This is a genomic window from Polaromonas sp. P3_A5, from assembly GCF_056403055.1.
In genome coordinates, this window is the sequence record NZ_JBFUGF010000001.1 from 1291798 (window position 1) to 1314578 (window position 22781).

The 22781-nt window shown below is 60.2% G+C and carries 21 protein-coding genes; 7 read left to right on the forward strand and 14 right to left on the reverse strand.

Annotated elements, in window-relative coordinates; translation table 11 throughout:
• Positions 1-46: 46 nt before the first annotated feature.
• The 3 genes from AC1DU8_RS06260 to AC1DU8_RS06270 all read right to left on the reverse strand — a co-directional run bounded on the left by AC1DU8_RS06260 (position 47) and on the right by AC1DU8_RS06270 (position 3457).
• Positions 47-1018, reverse strand: a complete 972-nt coding sequence (locus AC1DU8_RS06260; RefSeq protein ID WP_457280140.1) for a TRAP transporter substrate-binding protein — start codon at positions 1016-1018, stop codon at positions 47-49.
• 92 nt (positions 1019-1110) lie between these two features.
• Positions 1111-2136 (reverse strand): D-erythronate dehydrogenase, encoded by a 1026-nt coding sequence (denD, locus tag AC1DU8_RS06265; protein WP_477726553.1) that lies wholly within the window; start codon positions 2134-2136, stop codon positions 1111-1113.
• 307 nt (positions 2137-2443) lie between these two features.
• Positions 2444-3457, reverse strand: a complete 1014-nt coding sequence (locus AC1DU8_RS06270; RefSeq protein WP_477726554.1) for an acyltransferase family protein — start codon at positions 3455-3457, stop codon at positions 2444-2446.
• Between the two features lie 375 nt (positions 3458-3832).
• On the opposite strand from AC1DU8_RS06270, the gene epsA reads away from it, so the two are divergent.
• The 6 genes from epsA (at position 3833) to epsG (ending at position 10549) form a co-directional block, all read left to right on the forward strand.
• Positions 3833-4621 (forward strand): XrtB/PEP-CTERM-associated transcriptional regulator EpsA, encoded by a 789-nt coding sequence (epsA, locus tag AC1DU8_RS06275; protein ID WP_477665661.1) that lies wholly within the window; start codon positions 3833-3835, stop codon positions 4619-4621.
• Complete coding sequence (locus tag AC1DU8_RS06280) at positions 4614-6041, forward strand: undecaprenyl-phosphate glucose phosphotransferase (protein WP_457280144.1); 1428 nt, start codon at positions 4614-4616, stop codon at positions 6039-6041. Before epsA ends, AC1DU8_RS06280 begins: the two co-directional genes overlap by 8 nt.
• Positions 6042-6061: 20 nt before the next feature.
• Positions 6062-7261, forward strand: coding sequence for an XrtB/PEP-CTERM-associated polysaccharide biosynthesis outer membrane protein EpsL (gene epsL, locus AC1DU8_RS06285; RefSeq protein ID WP_477726555.1), 1200 nt, complete (start codon positions 6062-6064; stop codon positions 7259-7261).
• 106 nt (positions 7262-7367) lie between these two features.
• Entirely contained in the window at positions 7368-8252 is an 885-nt protein-coding gene (gene epsE / locus AC1DU8_RS06290; RefSeq protein ID WP_457280962.1) for a polysaccharide export protein EpsE, read from the forward strand.
• A gap of 3 nt (positions 8253-8255) precedes the next feature.
• Positions 8256-9653: a chain length determinant protein EpsF gene (gene epsF, locus AC1DU8_RS06295; RefSeq protein ID WP_477689283.1), complete on the forward strand. Its 1398-nt coding sequence runs from the start codon at positions 8256-8258 to the stop codon at positions 9651-9653.
• A complete protein-coding gene (epsG, locus tag AC1DU8_RS06300; protein ID WP_457280147.1) occupies positions 9650-10549 on the forward strand; it encodes a chain length determinant protein tyrosine kinase EpsG in 900 nt (299 codons plus the stop codon). Before epsF ends, epsG begins: the two co-directional genes overlap by 4 nt.
• Here epsG and AC1DU8_RS06305 read toward each other — a convergent pair.
• Positions 10536-10940, reverse strand: coding sequence for a VanZ family protein (locus AC1DU8_RS06305; protein WP_477689284.1), 405 nt, complete (start codon positions 10938-10940; stop codon positions 10536-10538). The genes epsG and AC1DU8_RS06305 overlap by 14 nt on opposite strands.
• A 41-nt stretch (positions 10941-10981) precedes the next feature.
• Here AC1DU8_RS06305 and AC1DU8_RS06310 point away from each other — a divergent pair, with 41 nt between their 5' ends.
• Positions 10982-11749 (forward strand): WecB/TagA/CpsF family glycosyltransferase, encoded by a 768-nt coding sequence (locus tag AC1DU8_RS06310; RefSeq protein WP_457280149.1) that lies wholly within the window; start codon positions 10982-10984, stop codon positions 11747-11749.
• On the opposite strand, the gene AC1DU8_RS06315 is transcribed toward AC1DU8_RS06310, so the two are convergent.
• From AC1DU8_RS06315 to AC1DU8_RS06360, 10 genes are all read right to left on the reverse strand, one after another.
• Positions 11708-12388, reverse strand: a complete 681-nt coding sequence (locus AC1DU8_RS06315; RefSeq protein WP_457280150.1) for a serine acetyltransferase — start codon at positions 12386-12388, stop codon at positions 11708-11710. The two genes, AC1DU8_RS06310 and AC1DU8_RS06315, sit on opposite strands and share 42 nt — an antisense overlap.
• Positions 12376-13404, reverse strand: a complete 1029-nt coding sequence (locus AC1DU8_RS06320) for an NAD-dependent epimerase/dehydratase family protein (RefSeq protein WP_477689285.1) — start codon at positions 13402-13404, stop codon at positions 12376-12378. The genes AC1DU8_RS06315 and AC1DU8_RS06320 overlap by 13 nt, the downstream gene beginning before the upstream one ends.
• Entirely contained in the window at positions 13401-15092 is a 1692-nt protein-coding gene (locus tag AC1DU8_RS06325; protein ID WP_477689286.1) for an FAD-dependent oxidoreductase, read from the reverse strand. The genes AC1DU8_RS06320 and AC1DU8_RS06325 overlap by 4 nt, the downstream gene beginning before the upstream one ends.
• Positions 15089-16267, reverse strand: coding sequence for a glycosyltransferase family 4 protein (locus AC1DU8_RS06330; RefSeq protein WP_457280153.1), 1179 nt, complete (start codon positions 16265-16267; stop codon positions 15089-15091). The genes AC1DU8_RS06325 and AC1DU8_RS06330 overlap by 4 nt, the downstream gene beginning before the upstream one ends.
• Positions 16268-16269: 2 nt before the next feature.
• Entirely contained in the window at positions 16270-17289 is a 1020-nt protein-coding gene (locus tag AC1DU8_RS06335; protein WP_477689287.1) for an acyltransferase family protein, read from the reverse strand.
• An 80-nt stretch (positions 17290-17369) separates the two neighbouring features.
• A complete protein-coding gene (locus AC1DU8_RS06340) occupies positions 17370-18449 on the reverse strand; it encodes a glycosyltransferase family 2 protein (protein WP_477689288.1) in 1080 nt (359 codons plus the stop codon).
• A gap of 3 nt (positions 18450-18452) precedes the next feature.
• Positions 18453-19421, reverse strand: a complete 969-nt coding sequence (locus AC1DU8_RS06345; RefSeq protein ID WP_457280156.1) for a glycosyltransferase family 2 protein — start codon at positions 19419-19421, stop codon at positions 18453-18455.
• Complete coding sequence (locus AC1DU8_RS06350; protein ID WP_457280157.1) at positions 19418-20785, reverse strand: O-antigen ligase family protein; 1368 nt, start codon at positions 20783-20785, stop codon at positions 19418-19420. Before AC1DU8_RS06350 ends, AC1DU8_RS06345 begins: the two co-directional genes overlap by 4 nt.
• A gap of 126 nt (positions 20786-20911) precedes the next feature.
• Positions 20912-22435 (reverse strand): lipopolysaccharide biosynthesis protein, encoded by a 1524-nt coding sequence (locus AC1DU8_RS06355; RefSeq protein WP_457280158.1) that lies wholly within the window; start codon positions 22433-22435, stop codon positions 20912-20914.
• 2 nt (positions 22436-22437) lie between these two features.
• A complete protein-coding gene (locus AC1DU8_RS06360; RefSeq protein ID WP_457280159.1) occupies positions 22438-22770 on the reverse strand; it encodes a hypothetical protein in 333 nt (110 codons plus the stop codon).
• Between the last annotated feature and the right edge of the window lie 11 nt (positions 22771-22781).

The following is a 22781-nucleotide window of genomic DNA, read 5'->3' on the forward strand; positions in this document are numbered from 1 at the left end:
GGCGCAAGTAGCTACAAAAAAAGTAGCAAAATAGCTGCGGTACGGTTTACTTGTAGTTCCTGATCGCGTCGATGTTGGCTTTGCCGAACTGCTTTTCAAATTCGGCGTTGACTGGCGCCAGCGTTGCCACGAACTTCGCCTTGTCGACGTTTTCGATCACGGTCATGCCTTTGCTGCGCAGCTCGGCTACACCGTTGGCATCGTCCTGGTCCACGCGGGCCCGGTTCGCCTTGGTCGCTTCCTTGGCAGCGTCAATGAATGCCGTCTTGTCGCCAGCACTGAGCTTGTCGAAAGCTGCCTTGTTCATGACAAAAATACAGGGTGAATAAACGTGACCGGTCAGTGAAAGGTGCTTTTGCACCTGGTCGAACTTGGCGGACATGATCACAGACAGGGGATTTTCCTGGCCGTCGACCGTGCCTTGCTGCAGCGCCGTGAACACTTCGGGAAAGGCCATGGGCGTGGTGATGATGCCAAGGCCTTTGTAGGCGGCGATGTGCACCGGATTTTCCATGGTGCGCATCTTCAGTCCCTTCAGGTCCTCCGGAACTTTCACATCCCGCTTGCTGTTGGTCATGTGGCGAAAGCCGTTCTCGGCCCAGGCCAGCGCCTTAAAGCCCTTGGCATCGAATTTGGTCAGGAGATTCTGGCCGATGGGGCCGTCCAGCACGGCGCGTGCGTGCGCCTTGTCCCGGAACAGGAAGGGAACGTCGAGGATCTTGGTCTCGGGGACAAAGTTGGGTACGGGGCCGGTGGAGGAGAGGGCCAGCTCCTGGGTGCCCAGCTGCACGGCCTCGATGGATTCGCGTTCGCCGCCCAGGGCTCCGTTGTAGAAGGTCTGGACCCTGTAGCGGCCTGCTGTGCGTTTCTCGACTTCTTTGGCAAAGGTGTCGATGGCAATGCCCTGATGCGAATTCTGGGCCGTGGAAATGCTGATCTTCATGGTGGTCTGTGCATTTGCAGACGCCATGAATCCCGCTGCGAGCGTCATACCGATAATCAGTTTTGAAAGCTTCATGTTGTTTGTCTCCGTTGGGTGATCGGGCCGGGAATCCTGTGGACGACTGGGGCCGGTCCCGCATCAGGATTTTCCGACCATAAGCACACGCATTATTGCCGCGATGCACCAGCGGTTGTGCGCGGGTTTTCGCTTAAGTACGCCGCGATGATGCTTTCAAAATCACTGTCAGGCAGCAGGCCCAGCGACCGCGCGCGTGCTGCGTCGATATTGGCCGGCCAGTTGCCCACGATTCCTGCGATGACAGGGTCGTACACCCAGTCGATCAAATCCGCCGCATCTTTGCCGGCCACCCGGGCCAACGCCAGCGCCATTTCGCCGACCGTGGTCTTGAGGGCCGGCAGGTTGACGGCTGTGCGGGCACCCCATTCGGTGTCGCTGGCTTGCGCAGCGCGAATCAATCCCTCAACCGTACGGCCAGGTGACGCAAGAGCCACGGCCGTTTCGGGCGGCACAGGGCACTGCGCCCTGATCCCCGCCAGGGGTTCCCGGATCATGCCGCTGAGAAAGCTCGATGCCGCACCGTTGGGTTTTCCGGGCCGTACGCTCACGGTCATCAGGCGTACGTTGCGCCCGCGTATGAAACCCTTGCGCGCGTAATCAGCCACCAGTTGCTCGCCGATAAATTTCTGGATGCCGTAGCTGTTCTGTGGTGTGGGAAGCGTTCTGTCATCGATGACGGCCGGGAGTGGTTGCTCGGGTGAATTGCCAAACACTGCAAGCGAACTGGCGAATACGACGGTGGGCGATGTATTCAGGGCACGGCACGCCTGCAGCAGCGCACGCGTGGCGTCGACATTGCTGCGCATCCCAAGGTCGAAATCCGCTTCGCATTCACCGCTGACCGCCGCCGCCAGATGGAATATCAGCGTGTCTTTTTCTGTCACCACGAGTGCTTGCGGATGACCGTCTTCCAGCAGCCGGTTCAGATCGCCGGTGATGGTTCGAATGCGGTTGTCCGCGGCCAGCGCGGCCGGGGGCGCCACCCTGTCAACCAGTGTCACTGTCCGGATGGTTTGCGGTGCGCTGCCCGCAAGAGCCAATTGCCCCGCGTCCAGAAGTTGCCGGGCCAGCCTGGCCCCGAGAAATCCGGCGCCACCGGTGATGACGATATTCATGGGTATGTTGTCTCCATTTTTTGTAGGTTACTCGCCTGCATGCCCGCACCGATCCGGTTGCCTGCGGTATGTCAGGCAGTTTAGTTCGAAGGAGGAGTCGTTCCGTGCAGCCGCCAGATGGTGCTGACTTGGAAGATGCTCGGAGAAAAGTATCGTGCAACTCCGGCGGCACGGCTTCTGCTCCGACGTTCGAGCCGTTCAGGATTCGCCGCGGCGGCAGAGTCACTGATCGGGGCGCCAGGACGCCGCCAGTGATGAGCGGCTTGGCGCCAGAATAAAATGGGCCGCTGGTCCGAGCCCCGATCCTTCAGGCTGCTACCACGGGCTTCGGATTGGGTTTCGGCTTGCCCGGCACAGTTCCCAGCAGCCACAGATTCAGGCCTGCGTGCCGGCTGATGAGCAGCGCGGATACGACAGGACCAGCAATCCCGGCGACGAGTCCCAGCGTCATCAGGACATAGGTGTCCGTGATACCCAGTTTCCTGAAGGCGATACGGCTCGCAGCCGTAAAAAAAACATGCAGCAGGTAAATCGCAAATGAGAAGGATCCAATGTAGGCCAGGGGCGCGAAACTCCAGCCACTCCGCAAAAGAAGAAAGGCACTTGAGACACCGAGCGCCAGTGCGGCGACAGAACTTCCCTGCTCGGAAAATTGCGGAAAAAGCATGGCCCCGGTAGCGGCGCAAATAAATACGGCCGCTGCCACAAGCCGGGCCTTTGGCGTTCCGATGTCAAATCGTTTGCAGGCAAGCCCGGCCAGGAAAAAAGGCAGAAGGTAAACAGCGCCGCGGGCGGCGAAATAGTTGGGGGGGCTGAAGTAGTCAAACAGCACCGCGCTGAGCGCCCAGGCGACCGCAAATCCGGCCGCAGTAGAAAGTGCGTTGAGGTGTTCCAGCAGCAGAACGACCAGGAAGACAATAAAAAGCGCTTCAAGAAACCAGAAGTGCCCCACGGGCTCAATGTGCAACAGCCACCACTCGTTGACCGATGAGTTGGCGCCTGGCGTGAAGGCCTGCACGACGGCAAAAATAGTTCCCACCGTAATCAGGGGGAGCAGCAGCCGCCGGACCTTGCCTTTAATGAATTCAGCAGCATTGCCTTCATAGGGGCGAAATGCATACACATAGCCTGAGATGAAAGAGAAGAGCGGCATGCGGATATAGGCCAGCCCTTCATTGAACATCTGCAACCAGTGCCCCTCCGGAACCTTCAGGCCCACTGAGGGCGTATCCCCTACTACATGAAACAGAACCAGCAAGATGCAGGCGATGCCTCTTACCGTATCCACTTCCATGCTGCGCTTCATTTTCTTGCCGGTCATCAGCCTTGCGTTCCTCTTCTTGTTTCTTTGCTGTCTTGCTCACTGCAACTGCGTGCACAAATTATGTGCGCAGCGTAGCCAATAGCAGCCACGGCTGTGCGCCAAAAGAAAGCAAACTGTTGCAAGCCGTATCGTTTTGCGAAGCAACTGCCATCAAGCGCACAGCTGTTACGTAGTTGCAACCAATACGCGCGGGGTCTGACACCTCAATTGCATGCCTGCCACCCTACACTGAGTCGTCTTGTTCCTACATCAACTGTGCCGTCTTTGGTATTGCGACTTATACCAAGCTAGACGATTCTCAGTGGGCCCCTTCTGCCACGCCTGCACACGCAGGCAGGGGGCAGAACAAAACACAGGAAGTGATATCAAGGCATGAAATCTCACGCTCCGCTTTTTAGCGAAGATCCTGCGCACTATACGGCGCTGATAACGCAGGCTACGGCCATCACCCGGCATGCCGACCTGCTCGAATGGTTGCGCGGTGACGTCCAGTATTCCCTTCCACATGACATCCTGATGGTGGGCTGGGGCGACTTTCAGGAAGGTGCTATCCAGCACGACATTCTTTCTGAATTGCCTGGCGTACGTTCTTATGCAGACGGTACAGACGGCGTGCCCTTTTTGCTTGGCCGGCTTCATGACCACTGGGTGGCGGCCGGTGGGCAGCCCTGCCTCCTCAATTTCAGCCAGTTCGAATATTTGCTCGGCAATGCGAGCTTGCCGGGCTCCTTCACCCGTACCCTGGCGGGGATGCGCTCGGTGCTCGTTCACGCGATGCATGACGAAAGGGCGCACCAGGACTGTCTGTATGCGTTTTTCCGTGCAGATGAGATTCCCAGGGAGTCTGGGCTGAAGGCCATGAGGATGCTGATGCCTGCCATTGATAACGCGCTGCGGCAGATGGCGCTGTTGCCACAGCAGCACCCGCAAGCTGTCGTTACGGTGCGCAACGGAGCCGACGACGCGTCCGGCCTGAGCGAACGTGAAACGCAAATCATGGCCTGGGTCGCCATGGGAAAAACCAATGCCGAGATTGGAACCATCCTCAACATCAGTGGCTATACGGTGAAGAATCACATGCAGCGCATATTCCAGAAGCTCAACGTATTTAACCGGGCCCAGGCTGTCTCCAGGATTACGCGGGTGAGCTTGCATGGATGATGTCAACCCGCTCAATTCAGCCTCGGCATGGCTTAACCGGCGCGAACCCCGCTCCATGGGGTTGGGTCGAAGTCATCTTTTCACCGCAGTGGAGGCCGCGCTGGACCCTCTGGTTCTGGTGTTCTCGCTCTGGGGACTGGCTTTGTTCTTTGAAGGGTCGGTGCGTCCTGCCTATCTAATTTTGTCGGTCATCGTGTTTTCGCTGACGTTTCCCGGTACCTCCCAATTGCGTTTGCCCGTGTGGAAGGTGTTCTCGAAGATTGCATTTCACTGGATATGGATTGCCGGCTTGTTGTTGCTGACGGGTTTTGCCACCGAATATTTCTATAAATTTTCCATGACGGTATTGGTTAACTGGCTATGGGTCGCGCCGGTTGCCCAGGCGGGTGCGCATGTGGCTCTGCGTGCTGCCGCTCCGCAGTTGCTGAAATTGCAGGGGGCGGTTCGGGGTGCTGTCATCGTCGGTATGAACGAGCAAGGCGTTTCTCTGGCCCGGCACATCACAGGCTCGGCGTATTCGGGCATTGATTTGAAGGGTTTTTTCGACGACCGCGGGGAGGACCGCAGGGAGTCACAGGATGACTACCAACTGGTGGGAAAAATTGACGACCTTCCGGCTTACGTCAAGCAGCACCGTATCCAGTTTATTTATCTGTCCTTGCCCATGGCATCGCGGCCGCGCATCCTGCAGGTGCTTGATGGCCTGAAGGACACCACAGCGTCGATTTATTTTGTCCCCGACATGTTCATTACCGACCTGATACAGGGCCGCAGCGATTCGGTCTGCGGGGTCACGGTGATATCTGTCTGTGATACGCCGTTCCGGGGTGTCAGCGGCGTACTGAAGCGGGCCAGCGACGTCGCGCTGTCACTGCTGATCCTGTTCCTGATTTTTCCGGTCATGCTGGTGATCGGGATCATGGTCAAGCTTGACTCTCCCGGGCCGGTTATTTTCAAGCAGCGGCGCTATGGCCTGGACGGTGAGCAGATTCTGGTCTACAAGTTCCGGTCCATGGCTGTTACCGAAGACGGTGGCACGATTCAACAGGCTCGCAAGAATGACATGCGGATCACCCGCCTGGGCGCTTTCCTGCGCAAAACCTCACTCGACGAATTACCGCAATTCATCAACGTATTGCAAGGGCGCATGAGCATCGTCGGGCCGCGCCCGCACGCCGTGGCACACAACGAAATGTATCGCTCTCTCATCAAGGGCTACATGGTTCGCCACAAGGTCAGGCCCGGCATTACCGGCTGGGCTCAGGTGAATGGGCAGCGCGGCGAAACCGACACGCTCGACAAGATGCAGTCGCGTATCGATTGCGACCTGGATTACCTGCGCAACTGGTCGCTGCAGCTCGATTTTTTCATCATTCTGAAAACGATCCGCCTGGTCTTCAAGGACAGTGCGGCTTACTAAAAGCAAAAAAAGGACAGCTGATGCCTCACCGCGACCTCCTTCCCATTCCGCTCTTGTTGCTGAGCCTGTTTCCCTTGGCGGTGCATGCCGATGAGCTTGACACCCTTCAGTTCAAGGCTGGGCAGTCCGTCACGCACGACAGCAATGTCTTCCGGTTGTCCGATACAGCGAATGCCCAGGCATTGATAGGAACCACGGACCGCGCGGACACAGTTTCGGTGACGACAGCAGGTTTTAAGATAAACAAGCCTTTCGGGCTTCAGAGATTTGAGCTCGACGCTGGGGTCGAAGACCATCATTACAGCCGCTTTTCCAATCTTGATTTCACCGCGGTGAACTATGCGGCCGCCTGGCGCTGGAGTTTTACGCCGGCCTTGCATGGCAACCTGACCTCCGATCGGCGGGAATTTGTCGACAACACGGCCGACGTCCAGAATTCAGGTCAACTCAATCGCCGGACCAACCGCTCGACCGTGTTTGATGCGGAATACGAGCTCGATGGTGCGTGGCGGCTGGTTGGCGGACTTTTCGAACGCACCAGCACCAGCAGCCAGCCCTTCACCTTTGAAGGCGACTCACGAATTCGGGGAGCCGAGGGCGGCGTACGCTATGTCTTCCCCTCGAACACTTCCATGGCTTATCGCTATAAGCGGGGCAACGGCGACTATCCGGGCCGGGTGCCGTCGCCAACGTTTGCGGGGAGCTTTACGGATACTGAGCACGAGGTTCGGCTGGACTGGGCGCCGACCGGAAAAACCACCCTGCGGGCACGCTTGTCCCACCTCGACCGCGAGCACGACGGATTGGCTGCGCGGGATTTTTCGGGTTTTACCGGCCAGCTTGATGCGACCTGGAACATCACGGCAAAGACAAGTCTTGCCGGAGGCCTGGTGCGGGAACTGGGCAGCTATCAGACTTCTACAGCCAGCTATTACGAAGGCTATCGCTTCTTTATCGCGCCGACCTGGAAGCCCAGCGAGAAGACGGCAGTTCGCCTGCGCTACGACCACGGCGCACGCGACTTCCGGGGGCCTTTGCCGGGCTTTGCCGCAACGGATCGCCACGACACCAGCAATCTGGTTTCCCTGGCACTTGAGTGGCAGGCGCTGCGTGCCCTCAAGTTGATAGCTTCAGTGCAGCGCGACAGGCGCAAATCCACTGAGCCGGGTTTTGACTACACCAGCAATGCCTTTGGTCTTTCAGCACAAGCGAGCTTTTGATGGAATCCTTCAACCAACCCCGCTTTCAGGCGCCGGCGTGGCCCCAGCCTGCGGCGTCCTTTACAGACATTTTGCTTTCCGAAAAGGCGACAACAAGATGAAATTCATGATTCGTAACTTTCCTCCGGTCTTATTGGCCTTGCTTCTGGCGATGACGGTTCCCGCGTTCGCCCAGCCGGCCGCACCAAGTCAGTCTGCTGCAGTGACGGCTCCGGTTGCGCCTGTTGCACCGGCTGCTGCCGGTGCTGCGGCTGTGCCGACCAACCAGGACTATCGCCTGGGCGCCGGCGATTCCATTGGCGTGCAGGTGTACCAGAGTCCGGATCTCTCGGTCGACGCACGGGTATCTGAAAGCGGCGTGATCAGCTATCCCCTGATTGGCAGCGTTCAGCTGGGTGGCCTGACGATTGGAGAGGCCGAGAAGAAAATTGCAGATGCCTTGCGCACCGGCGGTTTCGTCAAGGTACCGCAGGTCAACATCGTCCTGCGGCAGGTACGGGGCAATCAGGTCGCCGTGCTGGGGCAGGTAAGCCGCCCAGGCCGTTTCCCCCTGGAAACATTCAACACCCGTGTCAGCGACATGCTGGCTGCTGCCGGCGGTGTGACCCCTACGGGTGACGATGTACTGATCCTGACCGGCCAGCGTGAAGGCAAGCCGTTTCGGAAAGTGATTGATATCCCGGCACTCTTTCTGAACGAGAAATCAGATGAAGATATTGTGCTGGCGGGCGGAGACACGCTGTATGTCAACAAGGCGCCGATGTTTTATATCTACGGCGAGGCACAGCGCCCCGGACCGTATCGCATTGAGCGGGGCATGACCGTGATGCAAGCGCTTGCCCAGGGCGGCGGACCCACGGTGCGCGGCAGCGAAAACCGGCTGCGCCTGCATCGCCGCGACGCGGCGGGGAAGGTCGTGGAAACAACCCCCCGGCTCACCGACCCCGTTCGCGCCGAGGATGTGATCTATGTTCGTGAAAGCCTCTTTTAAATCATGACACTCCATCAATTCCTGCTGATCCTGCGGGCCCGTTATCGGGTTGTTGTGCTCGTCATGCTGGTGGCCATATTGGCCGCGCTGGCCGTCAGCCTCGCGCTTCCCCGCAAGTACACCGCCCAGGCCGCCGTACTGGTTGACGTGCGCTCACCTGATCCGGTTGCCGGCGGCGCGGCCTTGCCCGGCCTGGTCGCACCCAGCTATATGGCGACCCAGGTGGACATCATCGGTGGTGACCGTGTGGCCCAGCGCGTGGTGAAAATGCTCAAGCTGGATGAAGATCCGCGCACCAAAGCCCGTTGGCTTGAAGCCACCGACGGACGCGGGTCGCTTGAGAGCTGGCTGGCCGAGTCCCTGCAGAAGGGGCTGGATGTACGGCCCGCGCGCGAAAGCAACGTGATCAACATCACCTACAAGGGCAGCGATCCAGATGTCGCCGCCACGACGGCCAACACCTTTGCACAGGCCTATCTCGATACCAATCTGTCGCTAAAGACGGAACCTGCCAAGATCTATGCCGAATGGTTTGATGACCAGACCAAGGCATCTCGCGCGAAGCTCGAAGAGGCCCAGGCGCGCCTGTCGGAGTACCAGCAGAAGGCCGGTATTGTCAGCAGCGACGAGCGTGTGGACTACGAGACCGCGAAGCTTGGGGAAATTTCCTCCCAGCTGACGACTGTGCAGGGCGAGACTACCGACAGCCAGAGCAAACGCAGCTCTCGCGGCGATACGGTCGCTGAAGTCATGCAGAGCTCCCTGATCAATGGCCTGAAGGCCGACCTTTCGCGGCTGGAGGCCAAGGTGCAGGAAATCAGCGTGCGCCTGGGTGCCAACCATCCGGAACGGCAACGCGCCGAAGCCGAACTCGCTGCGGTGAAAAGCCGGCTGGCAACCGAGACAGCGCGCATCACGGCGTCTATCGAAACAACCTACCGCGTGGGCAAAGACCGGGAGCGTGAACTCCAGGCTGCAGTGGGCGCGCAGAAAGCGCGTGTCCTCGAGCTGAACAAGCAGCGGGATGAGCTTAATGTGTATCGCCGTGATGTGGAGTCAGCGCAACGTGCTTTTGAGGCCGTCAGCCAAAGTGCATCGCAGACACGCCTCCAGAGCCTGAGCAATCAGACCAATGTTGTGCGGCTGAACATGGCAACGCCTCCCGTCAATCCTTCGAGCCCGAAACTGTTGGTGAATCTGCTGGTCGCTGCTTTTGGCGGGACTTTGTTCGGCATTGCATGCGGATTGCTGCTGGAACTGGCCAACCGCCGGGTACGCTCTGCCGAAGACCTGGTGCAGATATTGGGCCTGCCTGTGCTGGCAAGCATTTCTTCGGATGGAGGAAGCGGCAGGCTTCCCGGTTCGCGCCGCCTGATGCTGGGCAATGGAGGGACAGCATGAATAGAAACAACGCTCCGACGATACGATCGGTTCCCCTGACAGTTCCCAGCAAACCGGCCACGGGTGCCGGCCGCTCCATGGGGACAATCCTGGTGGACGCAGGTCGGCTGTCGCCGCCGGATGCCGAACGTATTCTCCATTTTCAGCGGGACCGTGGCTTGCGCTTTGGCGATTCCGGCAAAGCCTTGGGCCTGTTGAATGACGACGATGTGCGTTTTGCCCTCTCGGTCCAGTTTGATTACCCCTACCTTGCCAATGAAACCAAGCTCAGCCGGGAGCTTGTGGCGGCTTACCAGCCGGGTAGCCAGCCGGTTGAACAGTTGCGTGCGCTGCGCAGCCAGTTGATGCTGCGCTGGTTTGACACCGGGGCCGAGCGCCGGGGATTGGCGATTGTCAGCGCCGGAGCGAAAGAAGGACGCAGCTATATCGCGGCTAACCTGGCTATCGTGTTTTCACAGCTGGGGGAACGTACTTTGCTGGTCGACGCGGACATGCGGACGCCACGGCAGCACCAGCTTTTTAACCTTGGGGCGACTGCGGGCCTGTCTGACATGCTCGCTGGCCGCGCCGGGCCGGAAGCGGTCATCAGCATACCGGCCCTGCAGGATCTGTCGGTGCTGCCTGCGGGGGTCATTCCGCCTAATCCACAGGAGCTGCTCGGGCGGCAGGAGTTTTCCAAACTGTTGCAATCATTGGGCGAAGACTTTGACGTCATCATCATCGATACACCGCCGGCCAGCGAATGCGCCGATGCGCATACGGTGGCCGTACGCGCAGGAGCTGCTCTGGTTGTGGCGAGGCAGAACATGAGTTCCATGCCGCAAATGACCCGCTTCACCCACAGCCTGCGGGAGTTCGGGGTGGCTTTGGTGGGCTCCGTGCTTAACGATGCTTGAAGAATCGGCCAGCCCCCAGCCTGTAGGCGGCCTCATGTGCGGCGGCTCCCAGAAGCCCGCCTGCGGCGTCTGCTGCCAGGTCAGGCCAGCTGGCTGTCCGGCCCGGCAGGAAAGCCTGATGCAACTCATCCATGGCACCTACCATGACGGCGCTGGCTACGCAGCAAAGCGCCATGCGCCAGCCGCGCGTGCCGCTTGCAATACCGGCAGCCACGCCCACCATGCCAAAGACAAGCAGATGCGCCAGTTTGTCCCAAGGCGAAGGGAACAGCCCAACGGCAACGGGCTGTGCGCCAAGAATGTAAAGCGCTGTGGCCGTCAGGACGACGGTAATGCCCGCCAGGATGCGAAGGGTACGCAGGGTATTGCCGGGGGTTACGGTGTTCAACATGACCACGATTTTGTCATGCCGCAGGCTGAATGGGTGAGGCCGTGCTGAGTTCTTCCTTTGACGGCCCCGCTGACTGGCGCCAGCGCTGGTCGCTGCTGGTGGAAAAGATTGAGCGGGTGCAAAGCCCTGTCGACAGCCAGGTGCTGCTGGCATCCCTTAGCCATCCTGCCAGGCCGCTGGTACTGGCTTTTGCCAATGCTCATGCGATGAATTCCATGGTGGCATCGGTTCCTTTTTTTGAGGCAATGCGGTCGGCCGACCTGGTGCTCAGGGACGGCTCCGGCATGGCAACGCTGTTTAAATTGCTACGGATGCAGCCCGGTCTCAATCTCAATGGGACGGACTTCATTCCGCAATTGATCCGGGCGTTTGACGGCCGCCGCATTGCGTTGTTCGGGACACGTGATCCCTATCTGGCCAAGGGCCGGCTGCGTGTGCAGCAAGAACTGGCTCCCCACAGCCAGCTCATTGCCGCCGATGGTTTCCTGGATGTAGAGGCATACGCGCTGCTGGCAGTTCAGCATCAACCGGCGCTGATCGTGCTCGGCATGGGTATGCCCCGGCAGGAGGAAGTGGCGGCCAGGCTGCGCGCTTTGCTGGATTTCCCCTGCCTGATCGTTTGCGGCGGAGCCATCATTGACTTTCTGGGTGGAAAAACACCGCGCGCACCGATGTGGATGCAAAGGGCCGGTCTGGAGTGGTTGTTTCGCCTGGCGCTGGAGCCGCGCCGGTTGTTTCAGCGCTACGTGATAGGCAATCCGCTATTCTTAACGCGGGCCTTGCGCCTGGCCTCGCTGAACCGACGCTGATGCGGCATTCACTGCGAGCGATTGACGTTGCGGCCGCAAGTGCTGGCTTTCTTCGTCTACGGCTACCGGTGCGTAACGGTTGTCTACATCCGGTGTGCAGTTGGCTTTAACAATCTGACCGGGGTTGCCCATCACTACGCTGTAGGGGGGAACGTTCTCAAAGACATACGCTCCGCCGGCAATCCTGCTGCCTTTCCCCACGGTCACACCGCCCACCACAATCGCGTGCGGACCGATCCACACATCGTCTTCAATGACCGGGTAAACGGTGTTCCGCCGGCCCTCACTGTCAATGTAATCCCGCTGCCCGATCGTTACGCCATGAAACAGCGTGACGTTGCTGCCGATACGTGCGTTCGCATTGACGACGATGCCGCGGCCATGGGTGAGTGCAAGCCCGGGCGCAATGGCGGTTCGCCAGGGTATTTCGATTCCTGCCAGCTGGCTCGTCAGGCGGTACAGCAGTTTTGCGGGAATCATCGCGAGCCAGCGCCATGCAGGCGGAAGTTGCTGGGCTGTCTGGCAAAGACGCAAGGTGACCACCACACGAAATGCCGGATCCAGAAGGGCGCCTTTCAATGCCAGATGCCTGTCGGATCGTCCAAATTTCCGGTGAATATCGGCTTTCAGGGAAGGCATGCTATTTTTTCCATGGTTTGGCTGCTGGTTGATGCCCCGGTACAGAACCACCGGGCCGAGTCATGCACGCCGGTGCGATAAGGTGTCCACGCCAATCCCAATTGTTCCGTTGCTGCCTGCGAGTCGAGTTGAATGTGCTGTGACCACAAACGGAGCAATCCCGGTGGCAACGCATCGGGTAGCCGCCAGCCGGTGATGCCAAGCAATTTCAAAGCCCGCTCAGCTGCCTTGAGTGGCGGGCCACCTACCCAGGAGTCCACGCTCAGCTGGCGCCCGCCGATGCGTTTCACCGGCGTTGCCCTGATTTCGATAGCCAGGTCGACAAAGTAGTCGTTCCAGCGAGGACTGTCCGGCGCAGCCAGATTGAAAGCCGGCAACTCGCCTGGAGCCACCGGCAGCTGCAGTGCAACCAGCAGAGCCTGGCAAACGTCGTCCACGTGGACAAGATTGGACCAACCATCGCCTGCGATGCCAAGGTCGCCAAGACGCCCGGACTGAAGCCATCGGCCGATGCGTCCGACCCAGAGTTCACTGCCAGGACCAAAAACACAGCCTGGCCGCAGCATCACGGCTGTACCGCCGCGACGGGCAAATTCCTCCAGACTGGTTTCCGCTTCGCACTTGGCACGGCCGTACCAACCCAGGCTGGGATCACGTGGCGCACCCTCACGGATAAGGCCTTCTGCAGGGCCATAAACCGACATGGTGCTCAAATGAACAATGCGCGGACAGTTTGCCTTGAGCGCGGCGTCGACCAGGACGTGCATGCCTTCAGAAATCGACGCTGCATCGCCCGCCACGCAGTTAACAACCGCATCGAAGTTTTTTAGTGCCACCGCAAGTTGCCCGGCGTCTCGGGTATCTAGTTCCAGCCATTCGGCCCGCAACTTTTCCGTGCCGTTCGAAAGATTCTTCTGTCTGGACGCGCCCGTGGGGATCGCCCACGAAGTGCTGTGCAGCATTTCCAGCAGGCGCCTGCCGATGTGGCCTGACCCTCCCAATACCAGTACCTTCATGCGGCCTCCTTCAACTGGATCGGTGCCCGCTCTGCACGCAAGCGATGCGACAGCGTGTCGCCCAGCCGGAGCGACATGGCAATCAGGGTCAAAGTCGGATTGGCCTGGCTTGACGTAGGGAAAACGGCGCTTCCGGCTACAAACAGGTTGTGCACCGAGTGAACCTGGCAGTCGGCATTGACCACGCTGGTGCGCACGTCATTGCCCATTCGTGCGGTGCCGATGTGGTGTCCCCCGTAGGCACCGAAGCGCACGAGGTCGTCCTCAAGGGTCTGGCGGTTGTAGTCGAAGTGGGCCTTTCCGCTGCGCGCGAATTCTTCAGCCATCACGTCCAGGGTTTTGCGGACGGAGTCGATATCAGCCTGGCTGTAGCGCCAATCCACCTTCAGGCGAGGCATGCCCAGCGCATCGACAGCGCCGGCAAGTGTGACGCGGCTGTGGGCCTGGGGTATTTGCTCACCATGAACTTCAAGGCTGAAGCGGTTGGTGCGGTTGCGCAGAATCACTGACGGGAATTTGCGTTCAGCGAAGGAGCGCCTGGCCAACCAATGGGCCAGGAAAGCCGTGGTGTCCAGAGGGTCGGCCACCACATTGAGGAGATGGCGGGCGTAAGTCCCTGCCGTGGGGGCATGGCCATCGTTGAGCCGCTTTCCGTATTCGTAGCTGATCAGCTTGCGGGCCAGGAACAGCCCCGACAACACCCCGTTGCGATGCACGGGATCGGTGATGCGCGGGAAATGCAGGCGGGCGACTGCGTTGGCAAGGCCCAGGCGCCTTTGCTCGTGGGCGGCCACAGACAGCCTGCGCCTGCAATAGATGCCTTCCGGGGAAATTTCATAGCCGTGCCGCACATTGCTGACGGGCCCATGAACGGTCAGGGTGCCGACATTCCCGGCGATGTGGCACATGTAGTAGCGTCCCACCACATCATGCTGGTTGCCGACGCCTTGCGGAACGACATCCCGCGACGCCAGTAACAAACGCGCCGTTTCGAGCCCGCCCATGGCCAGTACCGTGGTATTCGGAGTCACCCAAAAGTGTGTTCCTGCCAGGGTGCGTACCTCGAGTTCCCGGACGGCCCTTCCGTCGGCGTGCAGCCGCACTGCGGTGCAGTTGGCTCCCAGCAGCACCTGGATATTGGGCGCCAGCTCAAGCCGCCGTGCATAGCGATTGCCGAAATGCGTGGGACAGGAAAACCGCTCCAGCCCATTGGTCAGCACGCGCGAACTGTCGAACCCTGCAATCATCGGACCGATTTCCGGCTCCAGGGCTTCACCCGCGTCATAAATGAACCGCCCGGCTTCCGCGAGGGCATTGGCACGCGGGTAGTAGGGCAGCAGGTCTTCGTAAGACAGTGGCCAACCGCTGTGCGGAATGTAGCTGCGGGTCTCGAAGTCAATGGGATCGAAGGGCATGCAGCGTCCGCCCCAGATCGCGGTGGATCCCCCCAGGCGCCGCTGGCGATATTTGCCGGGTGGGCTGTGCAGCCGCTCATCCGCGACTTCTCCCTCGCAGAGCGACTGGGTGGGAGCGTGCGCCTGCAGCTGCCCCGACTCCAGCAGAAGCACGGAATGCCCTTGCTCCGACAAGGTGAGCGCCAATGCAATGCCCGCAGGGCCGCCACCCACTACGCAGACGTCCGCCTGAAGGCGGCTGCCGGCCTGAATGTCATTGGCCTGCGTGATCATAGGTGGGTGTCCGGGACAGATTTGGCGGTGGTGCGCAGCGGTTGGGCTGCTACGCCGAAATTGCGCTGGTGGATGCGCGCAACGCTGGCAAAGAAACGGGCAAGGGAAAAGTTCTGTTCGTAAAGTGCCCGGCCGTTGCGCTCCAGTGAAGTCCTCAGCGCAGGCTCGTTCAGCACCCGCTGCAGGCCCCTGGCAATACCGGCTGCGTCGCCAGCCTGCACAAAGCACGCATTGACCCCATCGGTCAACACGGAAGGTATTTCGCCTACCGGGCTGCAGACCACCGCAACGCCGTTGGCCATGGCCTCCAGGATGACCAGTGGCAGGCCCTCGTCGTAAGAAGGCAATACCAGGACATCGGCGCGAGCCATCAGGCGTGCGACCTGCTGCTGGTCGGACCAGCCGGCAAAATCAAGCAGTGCTTCGATGCCCAGTTGCTTTGCCTTTATCCGGTAGGCTTCGATATCGCCGCCGCCGGCCAGAATCACTTCGGTTCGTGAGGCATCAAATCCCGGGAGCGCCAGCGCCTGCAAAAGATCCGATACCCCCTTGCGCTCCGACAGGTTTCCCAAAAAGAGCACGCGCTGCACGATTTGTTCCGAGGCTATGCGCCGTGCATGGGTAGGTTCGGGAACACCGTTGATAACGATCTCCACGCGATTGGCCGGCACGCCGAGTTCTTCGACCACAAAACGCCGTGCGGATGATCCCAGCACCACACAACTGGCCGGCAGCGAAAATACCCAGCGCGTCAGCATCTGCAGCGGACGGGGCAACGACCGGTAGAAATGATGCAGCTGCGCAGCGTGCAAATGAAGCACCACCGGAATACCGAGGGCGCGGCAGACAATGATGATCACGCTCTTGCGAAAGAGGCTCAACCGCTCGGCCATGTTCACATGGACACCCGCCAGCCGGCCGTTGAGTTTTCCGCGCACTATTCTGGCCATGGCAGTTGCCAGCACCCAAAGTGAATACAGCGCGTTGGCGCCGCCGCGGGTGTCAAGCGGACGGAGTTCCGCCGCATCGGCAGGGGCGGAAAACGCCTGGGCCTGAATCAGGTAGTCCGCGACCTTGAACATGCCGCCGCCTTTGGGCGTCCAGGGACACGCAAGGTAGATATAGCGCCCCTCGCGTTCTCGTGCGGCCGAATGCGGCAGCGATTCACTTCTCATAATTACTTTCCTGTACCTTGATAAGAAAGACCGGGCTTTCTAAAGAGTGCGCGCTTGAAGAAGGTGGTCATGGGACGCTCCAGCCACACGTACGAGATGCAGCCTGCAACCACCACGGCCGTGCCCACAGCAAGCACGATGGCCAGGCTGTCCTGCACTCCCAGTTTTTTCAGCGCCAGCACACCGGCCGGTACCACGAAGGTGTGCGAGAGATAGATGGAATAGGAAGCGTCACCCAGGAAAGACAGGCGGGAAGCCAGTGGCGCACGCAAGGTCCATGGCTCGAGCCAGATTGACCCGAGGACGACCAGCGCAGCACCGCAGCCCCATGTGGCGAAACGGTCGGCCGAGTGCCCCCAGTCAGGGATAAACATGAACATCACGCCAGCGGCGATGACGATTAGGCCGACTCCTGGCGATGCATGCCGGAAATGCAAAAAGGCATAGGCAATGCAGACCCCAAGAATGAACTCAAAAACAATGCTCTGGGCGTAGAAACCCAGCACCACCGAGTCCGGTACATACCGCCCAGCCGTGAAAATCAGCAGAAAAACCAGCAAACAAAACCGGATGCGTGGTGCGCCCAGCGCAATGGCTGCCGCAAAAACCGCATAAAAAAGCATTTCAAAATTCAATGTCCAGCCGACGGGCAGCGCGGGCAATACGAGGCCCCACGGGCTCACGGCAGGGATGAACAAAAGGGAGGCGGCCAGATGCCCGGGCTCGACGGACGCGCGGGACGCGAGGGTCGGCAAAGCCAGCAAGAGGACGACCTTCAACAAGGTATAGAACCAGTAGAGCGGCGCGATCCTCAGCAAGCGCCTTCGCATGAACACCCAGGCGGCATTGACCCGGGACGCAGCGTCGGAAGGCAATGCCGACGTTGACATGGCCATGACAAAACCGCTGATGACGAAGAAGATGTCCACTCCTGCGGAGCCGTCTGCCCAATAGTGGGTTGGCCCGGTTCCGCCGATGTGGATGGAGATCGCCTGGGTAATGTGCATGACCACGACAAGCATGGCCGCGGCAAATCTCAGAATCTGTATGCCCGTGAATTGCTGCGTCGCCCGTTGCTTCTGCAGGCTTCCATCTGGGCCGCTCAATGCGCGCTCCCCTGAATTACCTGGCGAGGCGCCATTGAGAAGTCCTTGAGTACCCGGCTCGCGATGGCCTCGCCAGCCGGGCGTTGCCGGCGAAGCAGGCCGCGTATGAGGCCTGCGGCATTGAAGCACCATGAGATCACCGAATACAGCGCCTTGGTGACAGACCGTTTTCGCCAGGTCATCAGCAACACCGGCGCCGTGACGATGATGCAAAAGAATGCCATGCGCAGAGGAGCCGACACCGGCCAGAATACCAGGCTGGCCATGATCGCCCACCAGCCCAGGACGGCCAGGTACAGGCGCAGTTCCCGCAGGCCCTGCAGCGCCAGATGCAGTCGGGGCTGGCCGGCGGCAGCGCGGACCAGTTCGCCCAGCCCGCAGATATAGCGGGTGCTCCAGCGCCGCATCAACAAGCGATAGGGTGGTGCATCGTGGCCAAAGTGATTGGCGGCATCCACCGGCAGGCGCCACAGGTGCCAGCCGAGAGCGCGCAGCCTGATGGCCAGGTCAAATTCTTCATAGCTGTGCAGGTTACGGTCGGAAAGATAGCCCGCGGCCTCAATGGCTGTGCGACGGTAAAGGCCTCCGCCGTCGAGCCGGTCGACCTTGCCAGGCAGAAGGTGCGGCGAGGCGCGTTCTCCACGCGACAGGTATTCCAGGCTCTCGGTGTTTTGCTCCACCACGCGTCCGCCGACGCCTGCGACGTTCTCATGGGCATCCAGAAAATCGAGTGCTTTCTCAAGAAAGCCTTCCTGCATCTGCATGTCGCCATCGAGGATATAAATAAAGTCGCCATGCGAATGCTGGTAGCCCAGTTGCGGGCCCACGCCGCAGCAGCGCTCGTTGGGATTGGCCAGCTGGACGATACGGATGGGGTAAGTACATGCCAGTTCCACTGTGCTGTCGGTCGAGCAGGAGTCCGCAAGAATGACCTCTCCGCCCACGGCGGAAACAGCGCGCAGCGCACTCTCGATGGTCGCCCGGATGCGTTTTTCCTCATTCAGTGCCTTGATGACCACGGAGACCCGGCAGGAATGCCAGAGAGGGATGATTTTGCGGGGTGATTTGGGGTTCATTTTTTATCCTGCTTCGGCCGGACTGCCGGTGTGAACCGTCCGGCGCGTGCGCCAAAGCTGCCAGTTTTTTACCACCTGGCCCGGCATGAAAAGCATGGCCGCCGTCAGCCACCACCGTCTTCCGGTAGCCGCGCGGTGGGCGCGCACCAGCCAGTCGAAGCCCTCACGGCGGCTTCCGGATGCCAGTGCCTGCCGTGCCAGCGTCAACTCGTGTTGCGCCACAAGCCACAGTGCAGACCGGCGTTGCATGATGGTCATGGTCCCTGAAAGTGCACGTTCCCGCATGCGTTCCAGAAACGGTGGCATGGCCAGGTCGGGGTGATATGTTGTCAGGCCGCCTTCCACCGCCAGCCGATACGCCATCAAGGGCGACCGGACTAGCGCAACGGGGGTCTTCTCAGCCAGACGGAACCATAGATCCAGGTCTTCGCCGTGCGACTCTCCCGAAGGAAAGCATGGCTGCATTTGCCGCAAGCGCGTGCTTCGCACGGACACCGCGCTGGTGCACAGCGACGGCGCGCTCATCCAGCGCCGCGGCAGATCGGTGATGAGTTCCACTTCCGGTTGATCTGCCAGCACTGGCCAGTTCGGCGGCCACATGGTGTGGGTATCGGGAACCGGCAGGAAGTCGGTGGCCACCGTGTCGACCTGCGGGTAACGCGCCTGCGTCCACAGAAGGGTTTCCAGGTACTGGGGATGGTGCCAGTCATCGGCGTCGAGAAAGGAAACCCATTCGCCTTTTGCCAGAGAAATTCCCAGGTTCCGGGCGGCGGAAACACCGGCATTGGCCTGGCGCACCAGGCGCAACCGCGGGTCAGGTATGAACGTTACCAGTTCCGCACCGCCGTCGGTGGAACCGTCGTCCACCACAATGACCTCAAAATCCGAGAAGGTTTGTGCCAGCACCGACGCGATGGTGTCGTTGATGTACGGTGCCTTGTTGTAAAGCGGAATGACAATCGAAAATTTCATGGTCGGGCTCGAGAGGTAGCCGGGGACGGATGGAAGTTCCCGGCGAAGCGGGGCATGGCGCCTTCCGGCAAGCTTGCCGGCTGCGCTCTGCGGGCATGGGCTTCGCGCGCTGCAGCGGCCAGTGTCATCAGCAAAAGCACGTGGGTAGTGAGCTCGGGGCCGTAACCGAAGAGCAGCAGCGGCACTTCACTGATGGCGCGCAGTGCCAGCGCCACGAACAACGCCAGTGAAAGGCCGCCGCTGGCACGTGCATAGCGGATGGACAGGACCAGCAGCACCAGTGCGTACAACACCAATGCAGCGGCACCCACCGTGCCGGAGCGCGATAACGTGTCCATAAACTGGTTGTGCGCGTGGGTCGCATTGGGCATACCGATGCTTTCACGGAAACTGACATCCCACAGGGTGGGTCCGTAGCCGAACGCAGGGTTGCGCTGCCATTCGTCGTAGGCAATTGCCCAGATCTGATCACGGCCGGTCATGGACGCGAGTTGCGCGCCCTGGGCGCTGTCAAAGAAGCTGGACAGACGCGCATCGATATCGCCAAACATCAGCACCAACGTGACGCCGGCCACCGCAACCATGAACCCCACCAACGAGACGATGCCGAATTCCGGCCGCACCGGGTCAGTGGCGCGGCGCAGAAACGCGGGCCCCTGGCGTACAGCAAGAATGCAGGCGGAGCACAGGGTAAAAGAAATCCAGGCTGTTTTGGATTGAGCGAGAAAAAGGACAAGGAGCCCCATTCCCCACGCCAGGCGATTCAGCCAGACGCTCTGCAGAGGACGCGCGAGAAGACACAGCAAGCCCAGCTGAGCCAGCATGCCGAGTGACACGGCATGTGCAGCCAGCCCTGCCAGCCGCGGTACACCAGGCAGCAAGCCCTGTGTATAGGAGAGGTCCAGCACCAGCGTTGGCTTGAAAGGGATCAGCAGCAAGCCCGCTGCCATAAAGAGCAGCAGGGCGTTGCGAGCCGCCTTGAATGCGAGGTCTCTTTCCATGCTGGTGGCAAGCACTGCCGCGATGCCGATGAGCAGCGGGTACACGTAATCGTGTGACACATGCGGATGCAGGCCCAGAAGAGCCGGTGAGGCCACCGTGCCTGCCCAGAAAAGAACAAAGGTGATCAACATCACCGGGGGGGCCTGCACCGTCTTGTCGCGTTGAAGCCAGTGCGTGATGATGCGTTCCCCCGCCAGCGTGAGCAGCAAGAGGGAAACCAGCGGCTGCGCCAAAGCCACCAACGGGTGGCGCACCACCACCGCAACTTCGTCCAATTTAAATGCACTGCTGGAGAGGTCGCGCCCCGAGAGGAAATTGTTCAGGGCCACCATTGCCAGGATGGCGTAGAAAATGACATGCATGTACCCGTGCGCACGGCGTGACGTGACATGAACTGCACCCGCCATGCCCAGCGTCGCCAAAAGCGCCGCCAAAATGGCACCGGCAACCAGAACCGAAATAACGATGGGTTGATCCAGGATAGCTCCTTAGAGTGGCTGCTCAAGGGAATTGGAAAGATCGGTACGTGGTGCCGAAACACCGCGGCGCAAAAACTTCGCCAGTCCGGGGACAAACCGGATGACCATTTCGGATGTTTCCCGCCCCAGCATTTGCGGCCTCAGGGCAAGCAGCAATGCCGGCAGGACTACTGCGGACAGGCTTCCGGCAAGCAGCGAGAGCAGGGGAATATCAAACCGTGCAACCGCGTGCTGACCTGCCATCACACCTAAAACGCAAGCGGCACAAAGAAGAAACCCGCGCAGGGCATCCGGTAGCAGGGACATCCAGCCAAGCTCCAGTGCACGGAATGCAGCCGTAGCCGTAACGGCTGCGCGCAGTACCAGCAACAGACCCGCCACGACTGCAGCCATGTGGATTCCCTGGCCTGCAAACAGGTAAAAACCGAGGATGCCCAAAACGATCAGCGGGAGCTGCAGCGCAAATTCGTAGTACTTGCGTCCGGTGTTCCACAGCACGGGTGTCGACAGTCCCCAGATGACGTACGCCGGCATGCAGAGGAACAAAATTCCCAGCACCCAGGCTGCCCCACTCCATGCGGGCCCATAAAGCACACGCACGATGTCGGGCGACAGAAAGGCAAGCGTCGCAAAGGCGGGGAGTCCCAACACCACAATGGTGGCCAGCATCTGCAGATAAGCGCGGCCCAGTCGTGGCCGGTCGTTTTGCAGGCGTGCGCCCGCCGCCAGGAACGCGGGCTGAAGTGCGCCCAGCAGCAAGGTGTTGGGCATCGTGGCCAGGTTGTAAGCCACGTTATAGAGACCCAGCGATTGCGCGTTGAGCAACCGGCCTATCAATACCCGATCAAGGTTGTTGAGCACCCAGTTGACGATATTGGTCAAAAAGACCGTGTGCCCCGTGCCGACAGCGGACTTTGCATCGGCATACCAGAACAGCGGGCGAAGCGCATGCGGCTTGAGGGCATAACTTGCAACAAACACGACAGCCGCCTGAACCAGCCAGGCCGCTACCAGCGAAGCCTCACCCTGGCCAAGCAGTGCCATCGGCACCCCAACAGCCACATACCCAGCGGCATAGCTGCCGACCTGAATCAGTCCCACTGCCCGGAAATTCAAGTCACGCTGCAGCAGGTAGGTAGCCGGTGCTGCCGCAGCACCCAGCAGGCACGCCACCGATAACCATTCAATGACGAATTGCGAGCGCGGCTCCCGAAAATAAGCCGACAGCAGCGGCGCCAGAAAATACAGGGCAAGCATGGTGGCAATACCCACGATCAGTTGCCATGTCCAGGCAAACCGGACATCTTCGTCACTCAGTGTGGTGCGTTGCAACAGGCTCCAGCTGAAGCCAAAACCGGAGACAAATGTGGCGAATGTCAGTACCACCATGCCGATGGCAAAAACGCCAAAAATCTCCGGCCCCAGGGTGCGGGCCAGAATCACCTGGGCCACCAGCTGCAGCCCAAAGCGTGCCGCTGTGGAAACGGCGCTCCATTTGACCGCTGCAACACCCGGACGGCCGAGGCCACTCATCCTCAAGACCTCTCTGCTTTATGGCGGCGAACGGCAATCACGCCCATCAACGCCAATGTGGCCAGCAGCGTGCCGTAAGGGTGCCATCCGGATTCGTCCGTATCTGCCTCGCCCGCCGCCGTGACACCCAGGCCGGATTGGCCACTGCGCACCGCGTCCACACTGTGGACTGTGTTGACCTTGACCGGCTCAGTGCCGGGCTGCAGTTTCATACGTGTCGCTTTGGCGGTAGCTCCCGTTGGCGTCACCGCTGCGGGCGCTGCAGGCGGGTTGGTAGACGCCGTTGCTGAAGCAATCCAGGTGGCCAAAATGGCGGTAAACAGGGTTCGAAACATAGGGTTTTCCT